Origin of the sequence: Aeromonas veronii (genome assembly GCA_041319085.1) — a bacterium.
In the GTDB taxonomy this organism is placed as follows: domain Bacteria; phylum Pseudomonadota; class Gammaproteobacteria; order Enterobacterales; family Aeromonadaceae; genus Aeromonas; species Aeromonas veronii_F.
In genome coordinates, this window is sequence record CP101033.1 from 3,325,148 (window position 1) to 3,342,327 (window position 17,180).

The following is a 17,180-nucleotide window of genomic DNA, read 5'->3' on the forward strand; positions in this document are numbered from 1 at the left end:
CATCCCCTTCAGCCAACAGCTTCCGGCTGCCATCTGTGGCCACCAGATAAATTTGTCCTTTAAGTTGGGTTACGGTTACGCCCTGTTCCAAGGTAACGGCATTGGTAATCATGTTCTCTCCTGAATCCTGATTTGCATGCAAAAAGCCACGGCTTACTTTGCAGATTGAGGGAAAAAATAACCAGCTCGAAAATTCGAAAGAATAGACCGATTTGAAGCTGAATTATTCAGCCAAACAGGATGGTACGAAATAGCAAGACTGGAAGGGTAAAAACCAAATTTATCAATAAATTACAAAACAATGACAGGAGCATGACACGGCATGCTCCTGGTTAGATTAACCCTAGGCGCCAGCCCAGAGGATGATAGCCAAGAGCTGCGGCGAAATGATCCGCAGGAACATCACCAGCGGGTAGACAGTGGCGTATGAGAGCGCACTGGCACCACTGGTCGGGTGCATGGCGTTGGCAAAGGCCAGCGCGGGAGGATCGGTCATGGAGCCGGCCAGCAAACCGCACAGGGTCAAATAGTTCATCTTGCCGTAGAGGCGCGCCAGCACACCGACCACCAGCAGCGGGATCAGGGTAATGGCGGCCCCATATAGCATCCAGGAGGGGCCATCACCGTTGATCAGGGTATCAACAAAGCCGGCACCGGACTTGAAGCCGACTACGGCCAGAAATAGCACGATACCGATTTCGCGCAGCGCCAGGTTGGCACTGGGGGGCATGAACCAGTAGAGCTTGCCGATGCTGCCGATCCGCGACAGGATAAGCGCCACCACCAGTGGTCCGCCCGCCAAACCCAGCTTGAGCGCGGCCGGGAATCCGGGCAGATAGAAGGGAATGGAGCCGAGCAATACCCCTAGGCCAATCCCGATAAAGACCGGCAACATCTGCACCTGCTGCAGTTTTTGCTGCACGTTGCCGACCACATTGGTCACCGCTTCGATAGCATCGAGGCGTCCCACCAGGTTAAGAATGTCGCCAAACTGCAGGCTGGTCTGGCTGGTCGGCACCAGTTCAATACCAGCCCGATTGAGGCGGGAGATCACCACGTCATAGCGCTGTTTGATGTCGAGATCGCGGATCTTCTTACCCAGCACCTGCTCGTTGGTTACCACTACCCGCTCGACACGCAGATCGGTACCGCGAGTAGAGAGGGAGGTATCGACCTCTTCTCCAAGCACCAGCAACACCTTGTGCAGCGCGTGACGCTCACCGACCAGGTGCAGCAAGTCACCCAGTTCGATACGGGATTCCGGGCGCGGCACCATCAGTTCATCGCCACGCTTGAGCCGTGAACAGATCACATCAGATTCATCGAGGCTCGGGATCTCGCTCAGCATCAGCCCGTGCATATTGGGGTTGCGAACCGCGATGTTGATGGTCTGCAAGCTCTCCTTGGTTTTACCGGTTTGTAGCTCGAACTGGGCGGCTTCATCGTCGATCTTGATACGAAAGAACACCCGAACCAACCACATGGTGAGCAAAATGCCACAGATGCCGAACGGATAGGCGACCGCATAGCCCATCCCCATCAGACCGGTCGAACCGGGCGCAGCGCCCAGCTCGGCCAAGATCTGCTGGCCCGCACCGAGGGATGGCGTATTGGTGACGGCGCCGGAGAAGACCCCCAGAATGACCGGCAGCGGCACATCAAACAGTTGGTGCAAGCCGGCAGCCACCACGCAGCCAAGGATGACCAGCAGAGCGGCAAAGGCGTTGAGTTTGAGACCCGAACTGCGCAATGACGAGAAGAAGCCCGGCCCAACCTGGATGCCGATGGTATAGACAAACAGGATCAGGCCAAATTCTTGAATGAAATGAAGAGTGTGCTCATCCAGAGCGAGATCCGACACTCCGGCAAAGTGACCCACTATGATGCCGCCGAACAGCACCCCACCGATCCCTAACCCAACGCCATAGACCCGCCAGTTCCCCAGCCAGAGTCCTAGCACTGCCACCAGCGACAACATGCTGATGGAAAGCGCGATTTCACTCATTTCGTGCATCCTTTGCGAATTGAACTGGCCCTAGCTTGTCAGCAAACGCTGATACCAACTGTGTGATACCGCACGAATTTATCCATTTACACGCTATCAATACCAATTAAGGGCTAGTTGCACGACGTTAGGCGACGTAGCCGTAAATGGCCATAAAGTGACAAACGCTGCCACCCAGCACAAACAGATGCCAGATAGCGTGGTTATAGGGGATCTGCTTGGCCACATAGAAGATAACCCCGAGACTGTAGATAAGGCCGCCGAGCCCGAGCAGCAGCAGCCCCTCACCGGCCAGATGGATGTAGAGCTGATAGATGACCACCAGCGACAGCCAGCCCAGCATCAGGTAGGTAAACAGCGACAACTTCTTGAAGCGGTTGATAAACACCAGCTTGAACACCACGCCAGCCAGCGCCAAGACCCAGATCACCACCATCAACCCTTTCGCCAGCGGCGTGTCGAGCGCTACCAGCAGAAAAGGAGTGTAAGTACCGGCAATCAGCAGATAGATGGCGCAGTGATCAAACACCTTGCACCAGCGTCTGGCCCGCCCTTCCGCCATGCTGTGATACAGGGTCGAGGCCAGATAGAGCAGTACCAGACTGCCGCCATAGAGGCTGTAGCTCACCAGCGCCTGCGTGCCCTGTCCCCATCCCTTGATGAGCAGCAGCACCAGCCCGACAATCCCCAGCAACAATCCCGCACCGTGGCTCAGCCGGTTGGCCAGCTCTTCCCGGGGGGAGTAATCCATCACACCACTCATAACATTCACTCCGTCATCATTGGCGACACTCTACCCAGCGCCATTTCAGAGTACAAGTGTTCGCTTAAAAAATGGGGTGGCTGTCACCCGCCCCCCTTTGGTGTATGCTCTGCCGCCGATGCCCGAGACAAGCGGCATAGACACCTACCCCGGTGACCTGGTCTGGAGAACCTGATGAAGTTGACTGAGTTGTTTGCACAAGCGGATCCCGCCTTTGGCGAGGCGATGAACACCTTGCTGGAGAGCTTCCACCACTCCGACGACAGTCAGGTCCCCTACCAGCGAGACCAGTTCACCCACCAGCTCGATCAATCCTGTATGCCTGCGGTTGGCCTCTCCATCGAGGAGTATCTGGCGCGTCTGGCGACCCTGGTGCCCGGCGCCTCTCACCTCACCTCGCCACGCTACATGGGCCACATGACGGCGCCACTGCCGGCCTATACCGCCGAGCTGTCGCGCCTGCTGGTGATGCTGAACCAGAATCCGATGAAGATGGAGTCCTCCCGCCTGCTCAGCTTCCTGGAGCGGGAGGTGCTGGCCAAGCTGCACCGCCTCATCTATGGCCGGGACGATGCCTTCTACGGCGAGCAGATGCATGCCAAGGATGCCGCCCTCGGCGTCATGACCAGCGGCGGCACCATTGCCAACGTCACGGCGCTGTGGCTGGCCCGCAACCGCGCCTGCGGCGACAACCTGTTTGCCCTCTATGAGCAGGGCTATCGCGGCGCCGTCATTCTGGGTTCCCGGCTGATGCACTACTCCTTCGACAAGGGGATGGATCTGCTGGGACTGGGCGCCCGCAGCGTCTGGCGCCTTGAGACCGACGAGCAGAACCGGCTCAGTCTGGCTGCGCTGGAGCAGGCGCTGATCCAGTGCAAAGAACAGAAATTGAAGGTGCTGGCGCTGGTCGGCGTGGCGGGCAGCACCGACTTTGGCTCCATCGATCCGCTGCCGGAGCTGGCCGCCATCGCCGAGCGCGAGCAGATCCATTTTCATGTGGATGCAGCCTGGGGCGGCCCGACCCTCTTCTCCCCCCGCTATCAAAACCTGCTGGCCGGGATCGAGCGAGCCGATACCGTCACCCTAGATGGCCACAAACAGCTGCTGGTGCCGCTCGGTACCGGCATGCTGCTCTGCCGCCAGCCCAATCTGATGATGGCGGTCAAGCGGGAGGCTCCCTACGCCATTCGCGCCACCTCGTTTGATCAGGGCCGCTTTACGCTGGAAGGCACCCGCCCGGCCAACGCCCTCTATCTGGATGCCGCCTTCCAGCTATTTGGCCAGCAAGGCTATGCCGACCTGATCGAGGCCAACTACGACCGGGCCCGCCTGATGGCCGAACTTATCGAAAGCGATCCTGCCTTCGAGCTGATGTCGGCGCCGGTGATGAACCTGCTCTCCTACCGCTGCATCCCGCCCCACCTGCAGGGCAAGGCGCTGGACGAAGCGGCCAACGCGCAGATCAACGCCTTCAACGTGGCGCTGCAAAAAGCCCAGCGGGCCGAGGGGCACAGCTTTGTCTCCCGCACCCAGCGGGCAGTGGTGCGCTACGGCGCCCAGCCGCTCACCCTGCTGCGCGCCGTGCTGCTTAACCCGCTTATCGAAGAGCGCCATATCCGCGAGCTGCTGGCGGATCAAAAACGGTTGGGCGAGCCCCTTGCCTGCCAGCTATTTGGCTAGCGCCGCGCCAGGGAACTGGACGTAAATTGGGCGGTCTTATTCATTTGCCGTTGCCCATCGGGCAGGTAAACTGGACAAAATTTTGAGATCCATTCTTGAGGGCTACGCGCCAAACATGAAGCAATTTATTGAATTTATTCCACTTATCGTTTTCTTCGCGGTCTACAAGTTTTACGACATCTACATGGCCACCGGCGCACTGGTGGTCGTCACCGGTCTGCAGCTCGCCTATAGCTGGATCCGCTATCGCAAGGTTGAGAAGATGCAGCTGTTCACCTTCCTGCTGGTCGGCTTCTTCGGTGGCCTCACCGTGTTCTTCCACGATGACACCTTCATCAAGTGGAAGGTGACAGTTATCAACGTGCTGTTCGCACTGGGTCTGCTCATCAGTCGCTACGGCTTTGGCAAGAACCTGATCAAGCAGATGCTGGCCAAGGAGCTGCAAGCGCCCGATGCGGTCTGGGACAAGGTCAATCTCGGCTGGGTCGGCTTCTTTACCGTCTGTGGCCTGCTCAACCTCTACGTGGCGTTCAACCTGCCGCAAGAGATGTGGGTCAACTTCAAGGTGTTCGGCCTGCTGGGGATGACGCTGGTCTTTACCCTGCTCAGCGGCGTCTATCTCTACCGCCACATCCCTGCCGAACAAAAGAACGAGCTTAAAAAATAACCCTCATCAGAAAAGGATCCTCTCATGTGGTATCTCATCTACTCCGAAGATGTCCCAAATAGCCTGCCGCTGCGCAAGCAGGTTCGCCCTGCTCACTTGGCCCGGCTGCAAGCGCTGCAGGATGAAGGGCGCCTGCTGACTGCTGGCCCCCACCCGGCTATCGATGCCGAGGACCCAGCCGATGCAGGCTTTACCGGCAGCACCGTCATCGCCGAATTTGCCTCGCTGGCTGACGCCAAAGCCTGGGCCGATGCCGACCCCTATGTGACCGCCGGTGTTTTTGCCAAGGTCACCATCAAGCCGTTCAAGAAAGTCTTATAAACCCGCGTCAGATGCAAAGAGGCCGGAGTGGGTGTGTAACCCGCTCCGGCCGCTTTTTATGGGGCGATGTGAGCGATGTTCAGCTCTTCGGCAAGATCACGCCCTGGCGACAAACCAGGGGTTGAGGATATCGGGCTTGTTGTAGGCAAGGGGTGAGCCATCGAGTTGGGTGACGCAGCCCCCCGCTCCCTCCAGCACCGCCTGCGCCGCACCGGTGTCCCACTCGCAGGTGGGTGCGAGGCGCGGATAGAGCTCGGCGTCCCCCTCTGCGATGATGCAGAACTTGAGGGAGCTGCCCATGGAAACCAGCTCGATCTCGCCAAAAGGAGCCAGGAAATCGAGAGTCTCCTGCGACAGGTGGTTACGACTGCCCACCACTCGCCACGCCTCTCCTTCACGATGAGGCCGGGTCTGGATAGACTCGCGCTTGCCATCGGTGATGCGCCATGCCCCTAGCCCCTTGCCGCCATACCAGAGCTTGTCCAGCACAGGAGCATAGACCAGCCCCCAACGCGGCGCACCCTCTTCAATCAGCGCGATATTGACGGTGAACTCGCCATTGCGGGAGACAAACTCCTTGGTACCGTCGAGGGGATCCACCAGCCAGTAGCGTGACCAGCCGTGGCGCGCCACCATCACCTCGGGCCCCGACTCCTCCGACAATACGGGAATGTCGGGAGTCAGCCGTGCCAACCCCTGCACTATCACCTCATGAGCCCCCTTGTCGGCCGCGGTCAGCGGACTCTCGTCGCTCTTGTACTCCACCGCGAAGGGCTGGCTGTAAATGGCCATGATGGCCGCCCCTGCCGCGCGAGCGACAGGTTCAAGGTCGGTGATATCGGGGGGGTACATAACATGCTCGTCCTGTGGGTAAGAAACCCAGTCTATCGCGTTTTTCATCAACTACTTATAGCTGATTGCTCTGGATTATATTGTCCCCGCTTCTCTTGCCCTAAACTGCCATCGGCCGGTACCAGCATCACCTCGATTCCTGCATGGCATAATCCAGCAAGGATATCGGCAGGCACGGCATCGTCGGTGATCAGGGTGTGAATACGCAGGGTATCGATAATCTTGTGTAAGCTGCGTCGGCCAAATTTGCTGGAGTCGGTGACCACGATGATCCGCTCGGCGACCTGACACATGCAGCGATTAAGGCGCGCTTCATCCTCGTAATGGGTACTGACACCTCGCTCGAGGTCGATGCCATCCACACCGAGAAACAGCAGGTCAAAATGGTAGTTTTGCAGGGATTGCTCGGCCTGCGCACCATAGAACGAGAGTGATTTGCGGCGCAGGTGTCCGCCCGTCATCAGCAGATCCACCCCTTCGGCCTCCAGCAGTGCATTGGCCACGTTCATGCCATTGGTCATCACCAGGATCTCCTGATGTCCCTTAAGATGGCGCGCCACCTCCAGCGTTGTCGTCCCCGAATCGAGGATAAGACGACACCCGGGTGGCACCAGCGTGGCCGCCAGCGCGCCGATCCGCTGTTTGGCTGGCGTATTGAGCACACTTTTGTCGGCAATGGTCCGCTCGGACACGGCCTGATTAGGTTCACACAGCAGGGCTCCACCATAGGCGCGTACAGCGACCCCTTGTTTTTCTAGGAATGCCAGATCGTTGCGAATGGTAACGGTCGACACCTGATAGTAGGTGGCCAGTTCATTGACCTGAACACTGCCATTGCTGCGCAGTTGCTGAATGATCCGTTCCCGCCGCTCGCTGGTACCGAGCACGCTCTTTTCTGTTGTCTGCATAGTCTCTTCTGCCGGAATGCTGTGGTGAAAATGCTCTTTCACTTCGTTACGTATTCATATTAACGCTCAGCAGAAGAGTCAAATCAAGCCATTACTAAGCTTTTTAACAGCAACATTTTCATTTTCTATCGCGCAACCCTTTCAATGTCTTTCTTTTTTGTGATCGACCTCAAGAAGACAGAACTCTTTTGTTTCGTTTTGTTTGTATCACCACTAGGGTAAAGGAAACGAAGTGAAAGATCACTTTCATCTGGAGCAACGAAGGAAGATCAAAATGAAATCCATGCTGGCACTGGTCGAAAGACATAAACAGGGAGAACAGGTCGGGATCTATGCCGTCTGCTCCGCTCACCCGCTGGTGCTGGAGGCCGCTTTGCGTTTGGCCGCCGAAGGGGATCAACTGTTGCTGGTCGAGGCTACTTCCAATCAGGTGGATCAGTTCGGTGGTTACACCGGCATGACTCCAGCCGATTTTCGTGATCTCTTGTATCAACTGGCTGCCGAGTGCCAATTTCCGGCACACCGACTCATTCTCGGAGGCGATCACCTTGGTCCCAACCGCTGGCAAGGTGAGCCTGCCGAGCAGGCCATGACCCATGCCGAAAAGCTGATTGCCTGCTATGTTGCCGCCGGGTTCAAGAAGATCCATCTCGACTGCAGCATGTCTTGTCAGGGTGATCCGGTGCCGCTGACCGATGAGCTGGTCGCAGAGCGGGCCGCCCGTCTGGCGCAGATCGCCGAGCAAACCTGTCTGGCCACCTTTGGCCAGAGCGATCTGGTCTATGTGATTGGCACCGAGGTGCCGGTGCCGGGTGGTGCCCATGAAGATCTGGCCGAGCTGGCCGTCACCACACCAGAAGCTGCTCGCCATACCCTGGAGGCCCATCAGCAAGCCTTCGCTCAGGTTGGCCTGGCCCATATCTGGCCACGGGTGATCGGACTCGTTGTCCAGCCAGGGGTCGAGTTTGACCACACTCACATCATCGATTACCAACCCGCGAAAGCGGCACCACTGAGCCGGATGATTGAAGCCTACCCCCATCTGGTGTTCGAGGCTCACTCCACCGATTACCAGACCCCCGAGGTCTACCGCCAACTTGTTCGCGACCACTTTGCCATTCTCAAGGTCGGCCCGGCCCTCACCTTCGCCCTGCGTGAAGCACTGTTTGCCCTTGCCGCCATCGAAGAGGAGCTGGTTGTCGCCAAGGCCTGCTCGGGCCTGCGCCAGGTGATGGAAGAGACCATGCTGGATCGCCCCGACTTCTGGCGCAGCCACTATCAGGGCAGTGCCAACGAATGCCGACTCGCTCGCGGTTACAGCTACTCAGACCGCATTCGTTACTACTGGCCCGATGCGCGCGTCGATGAGTGCTATGCCAGATTGCTCACCAACCTGGCCGCAGAGCCAATTCCCTTGCCACTGCTCAGCCAGCACCTGCCCCTGCAGTACCGCAAGGTTCGTCAGGGCACCCTGTCGGCCAATCCCCATGAGCTCATTCTCGATCAGGTGCAGGAAGTGTTGCGCAGCTATGCCAACGCCTGCAGCACAGCCAGCCCCTGTCCTTCCCAGCTCGACCCTGTTGTTTAAGGAGTTGTAGACATGATTCTTGGTTATTCAGAAGAGATGCTGCGCACGGCCAACGGCCTGGCGACAGCCCGCGAAATTCAGCACCAACCGGCAACCTGGCGAGAGACCCTTGCCATGGTGGAGGAGTGCCGTCATACACTGGACCGATTTCTCGCCCCCCTGCTCGCCCATGGCAATCTGCGGGTGATCCTGACAGGTGCCGGTACCTCCGCTTTTGCCGGGCGAGCACTGGCTCCTTACCTCTCTGCACGCCTGAATAGCCGGTTCGAGGCGATTGCCTCCACCGATATCGTCACCGATCCGGCCGAATATCTGGCCGAGGATTGCCCGACCCTGCTCATCTCGTTCGCCCGTTCTGGCAATAGCCCGGAGAGCGTGGCTGCGGTCGAACTGGCCAGCCAGTTGCTCGACAACTGCCATCATCTGGTGCTCACCTGTAACGGCGAAGGGGCGCTCTATCGCCGCTGCCAACAAGATGGCCGCTCTCTGGCCCTGCTGATGCCGCCACAGACCAATGATCGCAGCTTTGCCATGACCAGCAGCTTGACCAGCATGATGCTGAGCTGTCTTGCCGTCTTCCTGCCAACACAGTTCAACCAGCAGGCTTGCGCACCGCTGGCTGACGCCAGTGAAGCGATCCTTGAGCAAGTTGTTCAGCAGGTGCCGGCATGGAATGAGCCGTTGCCACAACGGGTCATCTATCTTGGCAGCGGCAGCCTGCAAGGAGTCGCCCAGGAATCGGCGCTCAAGTTACTGGAACTGACCGCCGGCCGACTGGTCGCCCTGTTTGACTCTCCCACTGGTTTTCGCCATGGCCCCAAATCCGTCGTCAATGCACAGACTCTGATCGTTCAGCTCATCTCCAACGACCCCTATACCCGTCAATACGATCTGGATCTGCTGCGCGAACTGCGGGCTGATGGCCAGGCCGCCCGGGTGGTCGCCATCGCTGACCAGCACCATCCCTCCATTGAGGAAGGCGAGCACATCTATCTGCCCCACACCCTGCATGGTGACGATGCCCAGCTCGCCTTCTGTTACCTGCTCTATGCCCAGTTCTACGCCTTCCATACCTCGCTGGGACTGGGTATCAGCCCGGACAATCCCTGCCCAACAGGACAAGTCAACCGGGTCGTACAGGGGGTAAATATCTATCCGTTCCACCAAGAAGGAGTGCTGTGATGCCCAATATCGTATTGAGCCGGATCGATGAGCGCCTGATCCACGGTCAGGTCGGTGTCCAGTGGGTCGGCTTTGCCGGTGCCAATCTGGTGCTGGTTGCCAACGACGAAGTGGCAGAGGACCCCATCCAGCAGAACCTGATGGAAATGGTGCTGGCCGAAGGCATTGCGGTGCGGTTCTGGCCGATCCAGAAGGTGATCGACAACATCCACAAGGCGGCGGATCGCCAGAAGATCCTGCTGGTCTGCAAAAATCCTAGCGACTTCAACACCCTAGTTCAGGGAGGTGTCCCCATCTCCCGGATCAACGTCGGCAACATGCACTACGCCGACGGCAAGCGTCAAATCCACAAGACCGTCTCCGTGGACGAACAGGACATCACCGCATTTCGCGCCCTGCGGGACGCCCATGTCGAGTGCTATGTCCAGGGCGTGCCGACCGAACCGGCACAGGACATATTCAATTTGCTCTGATTAAGGACAATTGTGATGGAAATCAGTTTATTACAAGGACTTCTACTGGGGATTTTGGCATTTTTTGCCGGACTAGACCTGTTCAATGGTCTGACCCACTTCCACCGGCCCGTCGTACTGGGGCCGCTGGTTGGCCTGATCCTCGGCGACCTGCCCACCGGTATTCTGGTGGGCGGTACTCTGGAGCTGGTCTGGATGGGGCTGGCGCCGCTGGCGGGCGCACAGCCACCCAACGTCATCATCGGCACCATAGTCGGAGCCACCTTCGCTATCACCACCGGGGTCAAACCGGATGTGGCGGTCGGGGTTGCCGTTCCCTTCGCCGTTGCCGTCCAGATGGGGATCACCTTCCTCTTCTCGGTCATGTCCGGGGTCATGTCTCGCTGTGATCGCATGGCTGAAGCGGGTGATACCAAAGGGATAGAGCGGGTCAACTATCTGGCGCTGCTGGCTCTGGGTACCTTCTACTTCCTCTGTGCCTTCCTGCCCACCTACTTCGGGGCAGAGCATGCCAAGGCGGCCATCGACGTGCTGCCTGCCCGCCTCATTGACGGTCTCGGCGTCGCTGGCGGCATCATGCCCGCCATCGGCTTTGCCGTACTGCTCAAAATCATGATGAAGAACGTCTACATCCCCTACTTCATTCTCGGCTTCGTTGCTGCTGCTTGGCTCCAGCTACCGGTGCTGGCCATCGCTGCCGCCGCACTGGCCATGGCCCTGATCGACTTCATGCGCACCACCACCCCGCAAGCTCGTCCTGTCCAGGAGGAAACTGAAGATGGCATCTAACAACACCGCAGCCCGGGTCATCTCGGCAGTCGAACCACAACTGTCTCATGCACCTTCTGACGACACCTATGAAGATCAGCAACTTGGCGCCGAACTGACCAAGCAGGATATCAACCGCTTTGCCTGGCGCTCCCTGCTGCTGCAGGCCTCCTTCAACTATGAGCGGATGCAGGCCTCCGGCTGGCTCTATGGATTGCTGCCGGCACTGCAGAAGATCCACACCAATCCGCGGGATCTCTCCCGGGCCATGAAAGGGCACATGGGTTTCTTCAACACCCACCCCTTCCTGGTCACCTTCGTGATGGGGATCGTGCTGGCGATGGAGCGCTCCAAACAGAACGTCAACAGCATCCAGAGCACCAAGATCGCAGTCGGCGCACCGCTCGGCGGGATCGGCGATGCCATGTTCTGGCTCACCTTGCTCCCCATCTGTGGCGGCATCGGGGCAGATCTGGCGCTGCAAGGCTCCATCATGGGGGCTGTGGTCTTCTTCCTGCTGTTCAACGTGGTCCACTTCGGCCTGCGCTTTGGTCTGGCGCACTACGCCTACCGCATGGGGGTGGCGGCCATTCCGGTCATCAAGGCCAATACCCGCAAGGTGGGGCATGCCGCCTCCATTGTCGGCATGACGGTCATTGGCGCTCTGGTTGCCACCTATGTGCGCCTTGGCACCACGCTGGAGATCACCGCCGGTGATGCGGTCGTCAAACTGCAGGCGGATGTGCTCGACAAGCTGATGCCAGCGTTCCTGCCGCTGCTCTACACCCTGGCGATGTACGCCCTGATCCGCAAAGGCTGGAGCCCGCTGCGTCTCATCGTCATCACGGTCGTACTCGGTATCGTCGGCAAGTTCGCCGGTTTCCTCTAATCCGGAGCCGGCAGCAAGCCGGCCCCCTTTGCAGTAAAGGAACAGACTATGTTGGGCATCATCATTTGTGGTCATGGCGGTTTCGCCAGCGGTCTGGAGCGAGCCATGCTGCAGATCCTCGGCGAACAGGACGCGGTTATCGCCATCGACTTTCCCGAGAGCTCCACCACCGCCCTGTTGCAGGCGCAGTGCGAAGCGGCCCTTGCAGAGGTCGACAAGGGAGATGGCGTGGTCTTCCTGACCGATCTGCTCGGCGGCACCCCGTTTCGGGTCGCCTCAACCCTCTCACTGCACCAGCCAGAGCGGGAGGTTATTACCGGTACCAACCTGCAACTGCTGCTGGAGATGGCGCTGGAACGCGATGGCCTCAGCGCCCGTGAATTCCGCCGGCAGGCCCTTGATTGCGGCCACCGGGGTCTCACTTCGTTGGCGGATGAGATGAGCAAAGAGCGTCAGGTAGATACCGCTCTCGTCGAGGAGGGTATTTAAATGGCCTCACGGATCCGTGCCCGTCGCCTGCTAACCGAACAGGGTTGGCAGGAACATCAGGAGCTCACCCATGAAGGGGGCATCATCACCGTCATCGACCCCATCACGGATGGCGATCCGGCACGAGATGTCGAGCTGCTGGTGCCTGCGCTGATCGACGGTCATGTCCACGGCGGTGCCGGCGTCGATGTCATGGATAGCGATGGCAATGCCTTGGCTACCTTGTCGATGGCCAAGGCGGCAGAAGGGGTCGGCGCTTTTCTTGCCACCACGGTCACCGCCCCACTCCCCGAGATAGAGCAAGCTCTTGCCCGCATTGCCGATGGCGTTGCCCGCGGCATGCCGGGCGCCGAACTGCTCGGCTGCTATCTGGAAGGTCCCTACTTCACTCCGGACAACAAGGGTGCCCACGATCAAGCGCTGTTTCGTGAACTGGATATTGCCGAACTGAACCATCTGCAACAGCTGGCGCGCGGCACCCTGAAGGTGGTCGCACTGGCACCGGAAAAGCCCAATGCCATCGCGGCCATTCACCATCTTGCCGCAAATGGCATACGGGTGATGCTGGGCCACTCGGCGGCGGATCACGACACCACCATGACGGCGCTGGCAGCGGGTGCCTCCGGACTGGTGCACTGCTTCAACGGCATGTGCGGTCTGCACCACCGAGAACCTGGCATGGTCGGTGCGGGCCTTGTCCATCCCGCAGCCTGGCTGGAGCTGATCGCCGATGGCCATCACGTCCACCCGAGCGTGCTCAAGCTCTGTCACTGCTGTGCTGGCCAGCGCCTACTGCTGGTCACCGATGCGATGCGCGCCGCAGGTATGCCAGACGGTCACTATCTGCTCGGCAACTATCGGGTCGAAATGAAAGAGGGTGTGGTTCGCACCGAGGCCGGTGGCCTGGCGGGCAGCACCCTCACCCTGCTTGGCGCCGTACGCAACATGGTGCAGCTGGCGGATGTGCCGCTCGATGAAGCCATCACAATGGCCTCGCTGGCACCAGCAAAGATGCTCGGCATTGCCGATCGCCTCGGTTCACTAGCGGTTGGCAAACAGGCCAACCTGCTCGCCCTCACCACTGAACTCAATCAACAACACATCTGGGTGGCTGGCCGGAAGATAAATCCGACCAACCTCTCCTCCCTTTTCTCAGGATCTCGCGTCAATCAGGACGCTCAGGAGTCACTATGTATCTGATCTCTTCCCATGAAATGCTCAAAGATGCCCAGCGCCGCGGTTATGCCGTACCGGCTTTCAACATCCACAACCTGGAAACCGTGCAGGTGGTAGCTCGCACCGCCGCTCGCATGCAATCTCCGGTGATCCTGGCTGGCACCCCGGGTACCTATCGCCATGCCGGGGTCGAGTATCTGGTCTCCATCTGTCAGGCCGCGGCCCATGAGTACCGTATCCCGCTGGTGCTGCATCTGGATCACCACGAAGACGAGCAGGACATCCACAACAAGGTCGAAGCGGGTATTCGCTCCGCTATGATCGATGCCTCGCACTTTCCGTTTGAAGAGAACATCGAGAAGGTGCGCAGCGTGGTGACCTTCTGCCACCGTATGGGCGCCAGCGTCGAAGCGGAGCTGGGCCAGCTGGGAGGTCAGGAGGATGACCTCATCGTCGATGCCGCTCATGCCAAATTTACCGACCCGCTCAAGGCGGCCGAGTTTGTCCGTCGCACCGGTATCGACTCGCTGGCGGTGGCCATCGGTACCGCCCACGGCCTCTACAAGGAGGAGCCCCGTCTGGACTTCGCTCGCCTCGCCGCCATTCGCGAGCAAGTGGACATTCCGCTGGTGCTGCACGGCGCCTCCGGTGTGCCGGAAGCCGATGTGCGCCGCTGCATTGAGCTCGGGATCTGCAAGGTCAACGTTGCGACCGAGCTGAAGATAGCCTTCGCCGATGCGATGAAAGCCTTCCTTGGCTCTCATCCGGATGCCAGCGACCCGCGCCAGTATCTGGTGCCCGCAATGGCCGCCATGGAGGAGGTTGTCGAGGCGAAAATCCGTATGTGCATGAGCGATGGAAAGCTGTGATCACGAGAGTTGACTCGCCATGCCGTGATTGACTTGGTTCAGCTAAAAATAACAAGGGACGCCATGGCGTCCCTTGTTATTTTTGGCAGCCTGTCTCAGGCCGCCGGTCTGGTGAGTCAGATCCCCTGACGGGCTTCCTGCATCAGCAGGCGCATGTCGCTCACGGCTTTGGCCAGACCATCGAAGGCGGCACGGCCGATGATGGCGTGGCCGATGTTGAGCTCATAGAGCTCGGGGATAGCAGCGATAGCCTTGACGTTGTGGTAGTGCAGGCCGTGGCCGGCATTGACCTTCAAGCCCTTGCCAGCGGCATAGGAGGCACCGGCGGCGATGCGCTTGAACTCGGCGTTGCGCTCGGCATCTGTGGTGGCATCGGCATAACGGCCAGTGTGGATCTCGATAAAGGGGGCACCACTCTCGGCAGCCGCATCGATCTGGATGGGATCGGCATCGATAAAGAGCGAAACCTGGGCCCCCACAGCGGAAAGACGGGCAACAGCGTCAGTCACCTTGTCCAGCTGACCGGCCACGTCCAGACCGCCTTCGGTGGTCACCTCGGTGCGCTTCTCCGGCACCAGACAGACGAAGTGGGGTTTGATGCGGCAGGCGATGCCGATCATCTCTTCGGTCACCGCCATCTCCAGGTTCATTCTGGTCTGGATAGTCTGACGCAGGATCTCCACGTCGCGGTCGGTGATGTGGCGGCGATCTTCACGCAGATGCACGGTAATGCCATCGGCCCCGGCCTGTTCGGCCACGAACGCGGCCTGTACCGGATCCGGATACTGGGTGCCACGGGCGTTGCGCAGGGTGGCGATATGGTCGATGTTCACACCCAGATAGATTTCACTCATTGAGAACTCCTTGAAAGGCTTCATCTGTTGACTGCGCGGTCAGCGAATCACACCGCGCCAATATCCGTATGTCTGTAATCTGTGTCAGCCTTGCATACTGGCTTTGCGTTTTAAAAACAGCTCCCGGCTCTTTAACTGGCGTTTGCCCAGATAGGGTTGCAGTGCCAATCGGCTGAAACGTTTGGCCGCCTGCAGCAAGGGAGGGGTATCGAAACGTCCCTCGGCAAAGGCGAGCAGGTGGGCACCGAGAAACAGGGTACGGGGATCCGGCGCCCGCTCGCAAGCAACAAAGCCCAATTCACGCTCGAAGCCATAGAGCAGGGTCGGCTCGATGGGCAACTCGTCGTCCGCCGTGTATTCGAAATCCACCGCATAGCCGAGCGCCTGCAACAGCAGGAACTCGAAGCGGCGCAGCGACAGCTCCGGCGTCTCGCCGTCGGCCAGCGCCATGATGGCACGGGCATAGGCGTCGAACACTTCGGGGAAGGGGGTGTGCGCTTCCAGCAGGTAGTAGACCAGCTCGTTGAGATAGAGGCCGTAGAAGAGGCGATCGCCGCCGAGACGCAGGGAGTGATCCGGGCATTCGACCTGGGTGAGGTTCTTGAGATCACCCTTGCCACGCCAGGCGATGGTGAGCAGAGTAAAGGGTTGCAGCAGCCCCTTGAGAGGGGAGCGTGGCCCGCGAGAACCGCGAGCCACCAGAGTAAATCGGCCACTATCCTGGGTGAAGACCTCGACCAGCTGGCTGGTCTCCCGATAGGGCCGACTGTGGATGACGAAAGCCGGGGTCAGCAATCAGTCGTCGCCATACCCGAGGCTGCGCAGGGCGCGCTCATCATCAGCCCAGCCCGACTTGACCTTGACCCACAGCTCGAGGTGCACCTTGTTCTGGAACAGACGTTCCATATCGAGGCGCGCTTCGGTGCCGATGGTCTTGATCTTCTCGCCCTTGTTACCGATGACCATCTTCTTCTGGCCATCGCGCTCGACCAGGATCAGGCCGTGGATGTGATAGAGGCCGTTCTCTTCCACCTTGAAGCGCTCGATCTCCACCGTCACCGAGTAGGGCAGCTCCTCACCGGTGAAGCGCATCAGCTTCTCGCGGATGATTTCGGAGGCCATAAAGCGGGAGGAGCGGTCGGTCACGTAATCTTCCGGGAAGAAGTGGACGTTTTCCGGCAGCAGATCCTTTGCCCACTCGCGGATCTTCTCCACGTTGGTGCCCTTTTCGGCACTGATGGGCAGAATATGGGCGAAGTTCATCTGTTGGCCCAGCCACTCGAGGTGGGGCAGCAGATCTTCTTTCTCTTTGACGTTGTCGATCTTGTTGACCGCCAGTACCACGGGGCACTTGAGATTGCGCAGCTTGCCCAGCACCATCTCGTCGTCTTTGGTCCAGTGGGTACCGTCGACCATGAACACCACCATGGCCACATCACCCAGCGAACTAGTGGCGGCACGGTTCATCAGGCGATTGATGGCCCGTTTCTCTTCAATGTGCAGACCCGGGGTATCGACATAGATGGTCTGGTAGTTATCCTCGGTGTCGATCCCCAAAATCCGGTGACGGGTGGTCTGGGGCTTCTTCGAGGTAATGCTGACCTTCTGGCCAAGCAGCTTGTTGAGCAGGGTGGACTTGCCCACATTCGGGCGGCCCACGATGGCGACAAAGCCGCAGTAGGTGGTATCTGTCATG

General features: G+C 59.2%; 17 protein-coding genes and 1 pseudogene. 11 read left to right on the top strand and 7 right to left on the bottom strand.

Annotation, left to right across the window (positions count from 1 at the left end; translation table 11 throughout):
* Positions 1-343: 343 nt before the first annotated feature.
* Together NMD14_15680 and NMD14_15685 are read right to left on the bottom strand one after the other, a co-directional pair.
* Complete coding sequence (locus NMD14_15680; GenBank protein XEI32176.1) at positions 344-2,005, bottom strand: putative transporter; 1,662 nt, start codon at positions 2,003-2,005, stop codon at positions 344-346.
* Positions 2,006-2,132: 127 nt separating this feature from the next.
* Complete coding sequence (locus tag NMD14_15685; protein XEI32177.1) at positions 2,133-2,768, bottom strand: hemolysin III family protein; 636 nt, start codon at positions 2,766-2,768, stop codon at positions 2,133-2,135.
* Positions 2,769-2,942: 174 nt separating this feature from the next.
* Between NMD14_15685 and NMD14_15690 the strand changes: the two genes are divergently transcribed.
* The 3 genes from NMD14_15690 (at position 2,943) to NMD14_15700 (ending at position 5,436) form a co-directional block, all read left to right on the top strand.
* On the top strand, positions 2,943-4,448 hold the full coding sequence (locus NMD14_15690; protein XEI32178.1) for an aminotransferase class V-fold PLP-dependent enzyme: 1,506 nt from the start codon (positions 2,943-2,945) through the stop codon (positions 4,446-4,448).
* Positions 4,449-4,563: 115 nt separating this feature from the next.
* A complete protein-coding gene (locus tag NMD14_15695; GenBank protein ID XEI32179.1) occupies positions 4,564-5,115 on the top strand; it encodes a septation protein A in 552 nt (183 codons plus the stop codon).
* 24 nt (positions 5,116-5,139) lie between these two features.
* A complete protein-coding gene (locus NMD14_15700; protein ID XEI32180.1) occupies positions 5,140-5,436 on the top strand; it encodes a YciI family protein in 297 nt (98 codons plus the stop codon).
* Positions 5,437-5,532: 96 nt separating this feature from the next.
* On the opposite strand, the gene cysQ is transcribed toward NMD14_15700, so the two are convergent.
* The gene (gene cysQ, locus NMD14_15705; GenBank protein XEI32181.1) at positions 5,533-6,288 is read right to left on the bottom strand and encodes a 3'(2'),5'-bisphosphate nucleotidase CysQ; all 756 of its coding nucleotides are present in this window, start codon (positions 6,286-6,288) and stop codon (positions 5,533-5,535) included.
* 119 nt (positions 6,289-6,407) lie between these two features.
* A pseudogene (locus NMD14_15710) lies at positions 6,408-7,196 on the bottom strand (DeoR family transcriptional regulator).
* Between the two features lie 274 nt (positions 7,197-7,470).
* Here NMD14_15710 and kbaZ point away from each other — a divergent pair.
* Genes kbaZ through NMD14_15750 form a run of 8 tightly spaced genes read left to right on the top strand, consistent with a single transcriptional unit; the run spans position 7,471 to position 14,630 of the window.
* Positions 7,471-8,784, top strand: a complete 1,314-nt coding sequence (gene kbaZ / locus NMD14_15715; GenBank protein ID XEI32182.1) for a tagatose-bisphosphate aldolase subunit KbaZ — start codon at positions 7,471-7,473, stop codon at positions 8,782-8,784.
* Positions 8,785-8,796: 12 nt separating this feature from the next.
* Complete coding sequence (locus NMD14_15720) at positions 8,797-9,966, top strand: SIS domain-containing protein (GenBank protein ID XEI32183.1); 1,170 nt, start codon at positions 8,797-8,799, stop codon at positions 9,964-9,966.
* Positions 9,966-10,439, top strand: a complete 474-nt coding sequence (gene agaV / locus NMD14_15725) for a PTS N-acetylgalactosamine transporter subunit IIB (protein XEI32184.1) — start codon at positions 9,966-9,968, stop codon at positions 10,437-10,439. Before NMD14_15720 ends, agaV begins: the two co-directional genes overlap by 1 nt.
* Before the next feature lie 15 nt (positions 10,440-10,454).
* Entirely contained in the window at positions 10,455-11,228 is a 774-nt protein-coding gene (agaW, locus tag NMD14_15730; protein XEI32185.1) for a PTS N-acetylgalactosamine transporter subunit IIC, read from the top strand.
* Entirely contained in the window at positions 11,218-12,096 is an 879-nt protein-coding gene (gene agaE, locus NMD14_15735) for a PTS N-acetylgalactosamine transporter subunit IID (protein ID XEI32186.1), read from the top strand. The genes agaW and agaE overlap by 11 nt, the downstream gene beginning before the upstream one ends.
* A gap of 48 nt (positions 12,097-12,144) precedes the next feature.
* Positions 12,145-12,585, top strand: coding sequence for a PTS galactosamine/N-acetylgalactosamine transporter subunit IIA (agaF, locus tag NMD14_15740; GenBank protein ID XEI32187.1), 441 nt, complete (start codon positions 12,145-12,147; stop codon positions 12,583-12,585).
* A complete protein-coding gene (gene nagA, locus NMD14_15745) occupies positions 12,586-13,785 on the top strand; it encodes an N-acetylglucosamine-6-phosphate deacetylase (protein XEI32188.1) in 1,200 nt (399 codons plus the stop codon). It begins immediately after the preceding gene.
* Positions 13,776-14,630, top strand: a complete 855-nt coding sequence (locus NMD14_15750; GenBank protein XEI32189.1) for a tagatose bisphosphate family class II aldolase — start codon at positions 13,776-13,778, stop codon at positions 14,628-14,630. The genes nagA and NMD14_15750 overlap by 10 nt, the downstream gene beginning before the upstream one ends.
* A gap of 116 nt (positions 14,631-14,746) precedes the next feature.
* Here the strand turns inward: NMD14_15750 and pdxJ are convergent, their stop codons facing one another.
* The 3 genes from pdxJ to era form a co-directional block, all read right to left on the bottom strand.
* Positions 14,747-15,484, bottom strand: a complete 738-nt coding sequence (pdxJ, locus tag NMD14_15755) for a pyridoxine 5'-phosphate synthase (GenBank protein ID XEI32190.1) — start codon at positions 15,482-15,484, stop codon at positions 14,747-14,749.
* A gap of 84 nt (positions 15,485-15,568) precedes the next feature.
* Positions 15,569-16,279, bottom strand: coding sequence for a DNA repair protein RecO (recO, locus tag NMD14_15760; GenBank protein ID XEI32191.1), 711 nt, complete (start codon positions 16,277-16,279; stop codon positions 15,569-15,571).
* Complete coding sequence (gene era / locus NMD14_15765; protein XEI32192.1) at positions 16,280-17,179, bottom strand: GTPase Era; 900 nt, start codon at positions 17,177-17,179, stop codon at positions 16,280-16,282.
* Position 17,180 lies beyond the last annotated feature (1 nt).

Coding starts and splice junctions, on each gene's coding strand:
- NMD14_15680 (XEI32176.1), bottom strand. CDS start 2,005: ATGAGTGAAATCGCGCTTTCCATCAGCATGTTGTCGCTGGTGGCAGTG.
- NMD14_15685 (XEI32177.1), bottom strand. CDS start 2,768: ATGAGTGGTGTGATGGATTACTCCCCCCGGGAAGAGCTGGCCAACCGG.
- NMD14_15690 (XEI32178.1), top strand. CDS start 2,943: ATGAAGTTGACTGAGTTGTTTGCACAAGCGGATCCCGCCTTTGGCGAG.
- NMD14_15695 (XEI32179.1), top strand. CDS start 4,564: ATGAAGCAATTTATTGAATTTATTCCACTTATCGTTTTCTTCGCGGTC.
- NMD14_15700 (XEI32180.1), top strand. CDS start 5,140: ATGTGGTATCTCATCTACTCCGAAGATGTCCCAAATAGCCTGCCGCTG.
- cysQ (XEI32181.1), bottom strand. CDS start 6,288: ATGTACCCCCCCGATATCACCGACCTTGAACCTGTCGCTCGCGCGGCA.
- kbaZ (XEI32182.1), top strand. CDS start 7,471: ATGAAATCCATGCTGGCACTGGTCGAAAGACATAAACAGGGAGAACAG.
- NMD14_15720 (XEI32183.1), top strand. CDS start 8,797: ATGATTCTTGGTTATTCAGAAGAGATGCTGCGCACGGCCAACGGCCTG.
- agaV (XEI32184.1), top strand. CDS start 9,966: ATGCCCAATATCGTATTGAGCCGGATCGATGAGCGCCTGATCCACGGT.
- agaW (XEI32185.1), top strand. CDS start 10,455: ATGGAAATCAGTTTATTACAAGGACTTCTACTGGGGATTTTGGCATTT.
- agaE (XEI32186.1), top strand. CDS start 11,218: ATGGCATCTAACAACACCGCAGCCCGGGTCATCTCGGCAGTCGAACCA.
- agaF (XEI32187.1), top strand. CDS start 12,145: ATGTTGGGCATCATCATTTGTGGTCATGGCGGTTTCGCCAGCGGTCTG.
- nagA (XEI32188.1), top strand. CDS start 12,586: ATGGCCTCACGGATCCGTGCCCGTCGCCTGCTAACCGAACAGGGTTGG.
- NMD14_15750 (XEI32189.1), top strand. CDS start 13,776: ATGTATCTGATCTCTTCCCATGAAATGCTCAAAGATGCCCAGCGCCGC.
- pdxJ (XEI32190.1), bottom strand. CDS start 15,484: ATGAGTGAAATCTATCTGGGTGTGAACATCGACCATATCGCCACCCTG.
- era (XEI32192.1), bottom strand. CDS start 17,179: ATGACAGATACCACCTACTGCGGCTTTGTCGCCATCGTGGGCCGCCCG.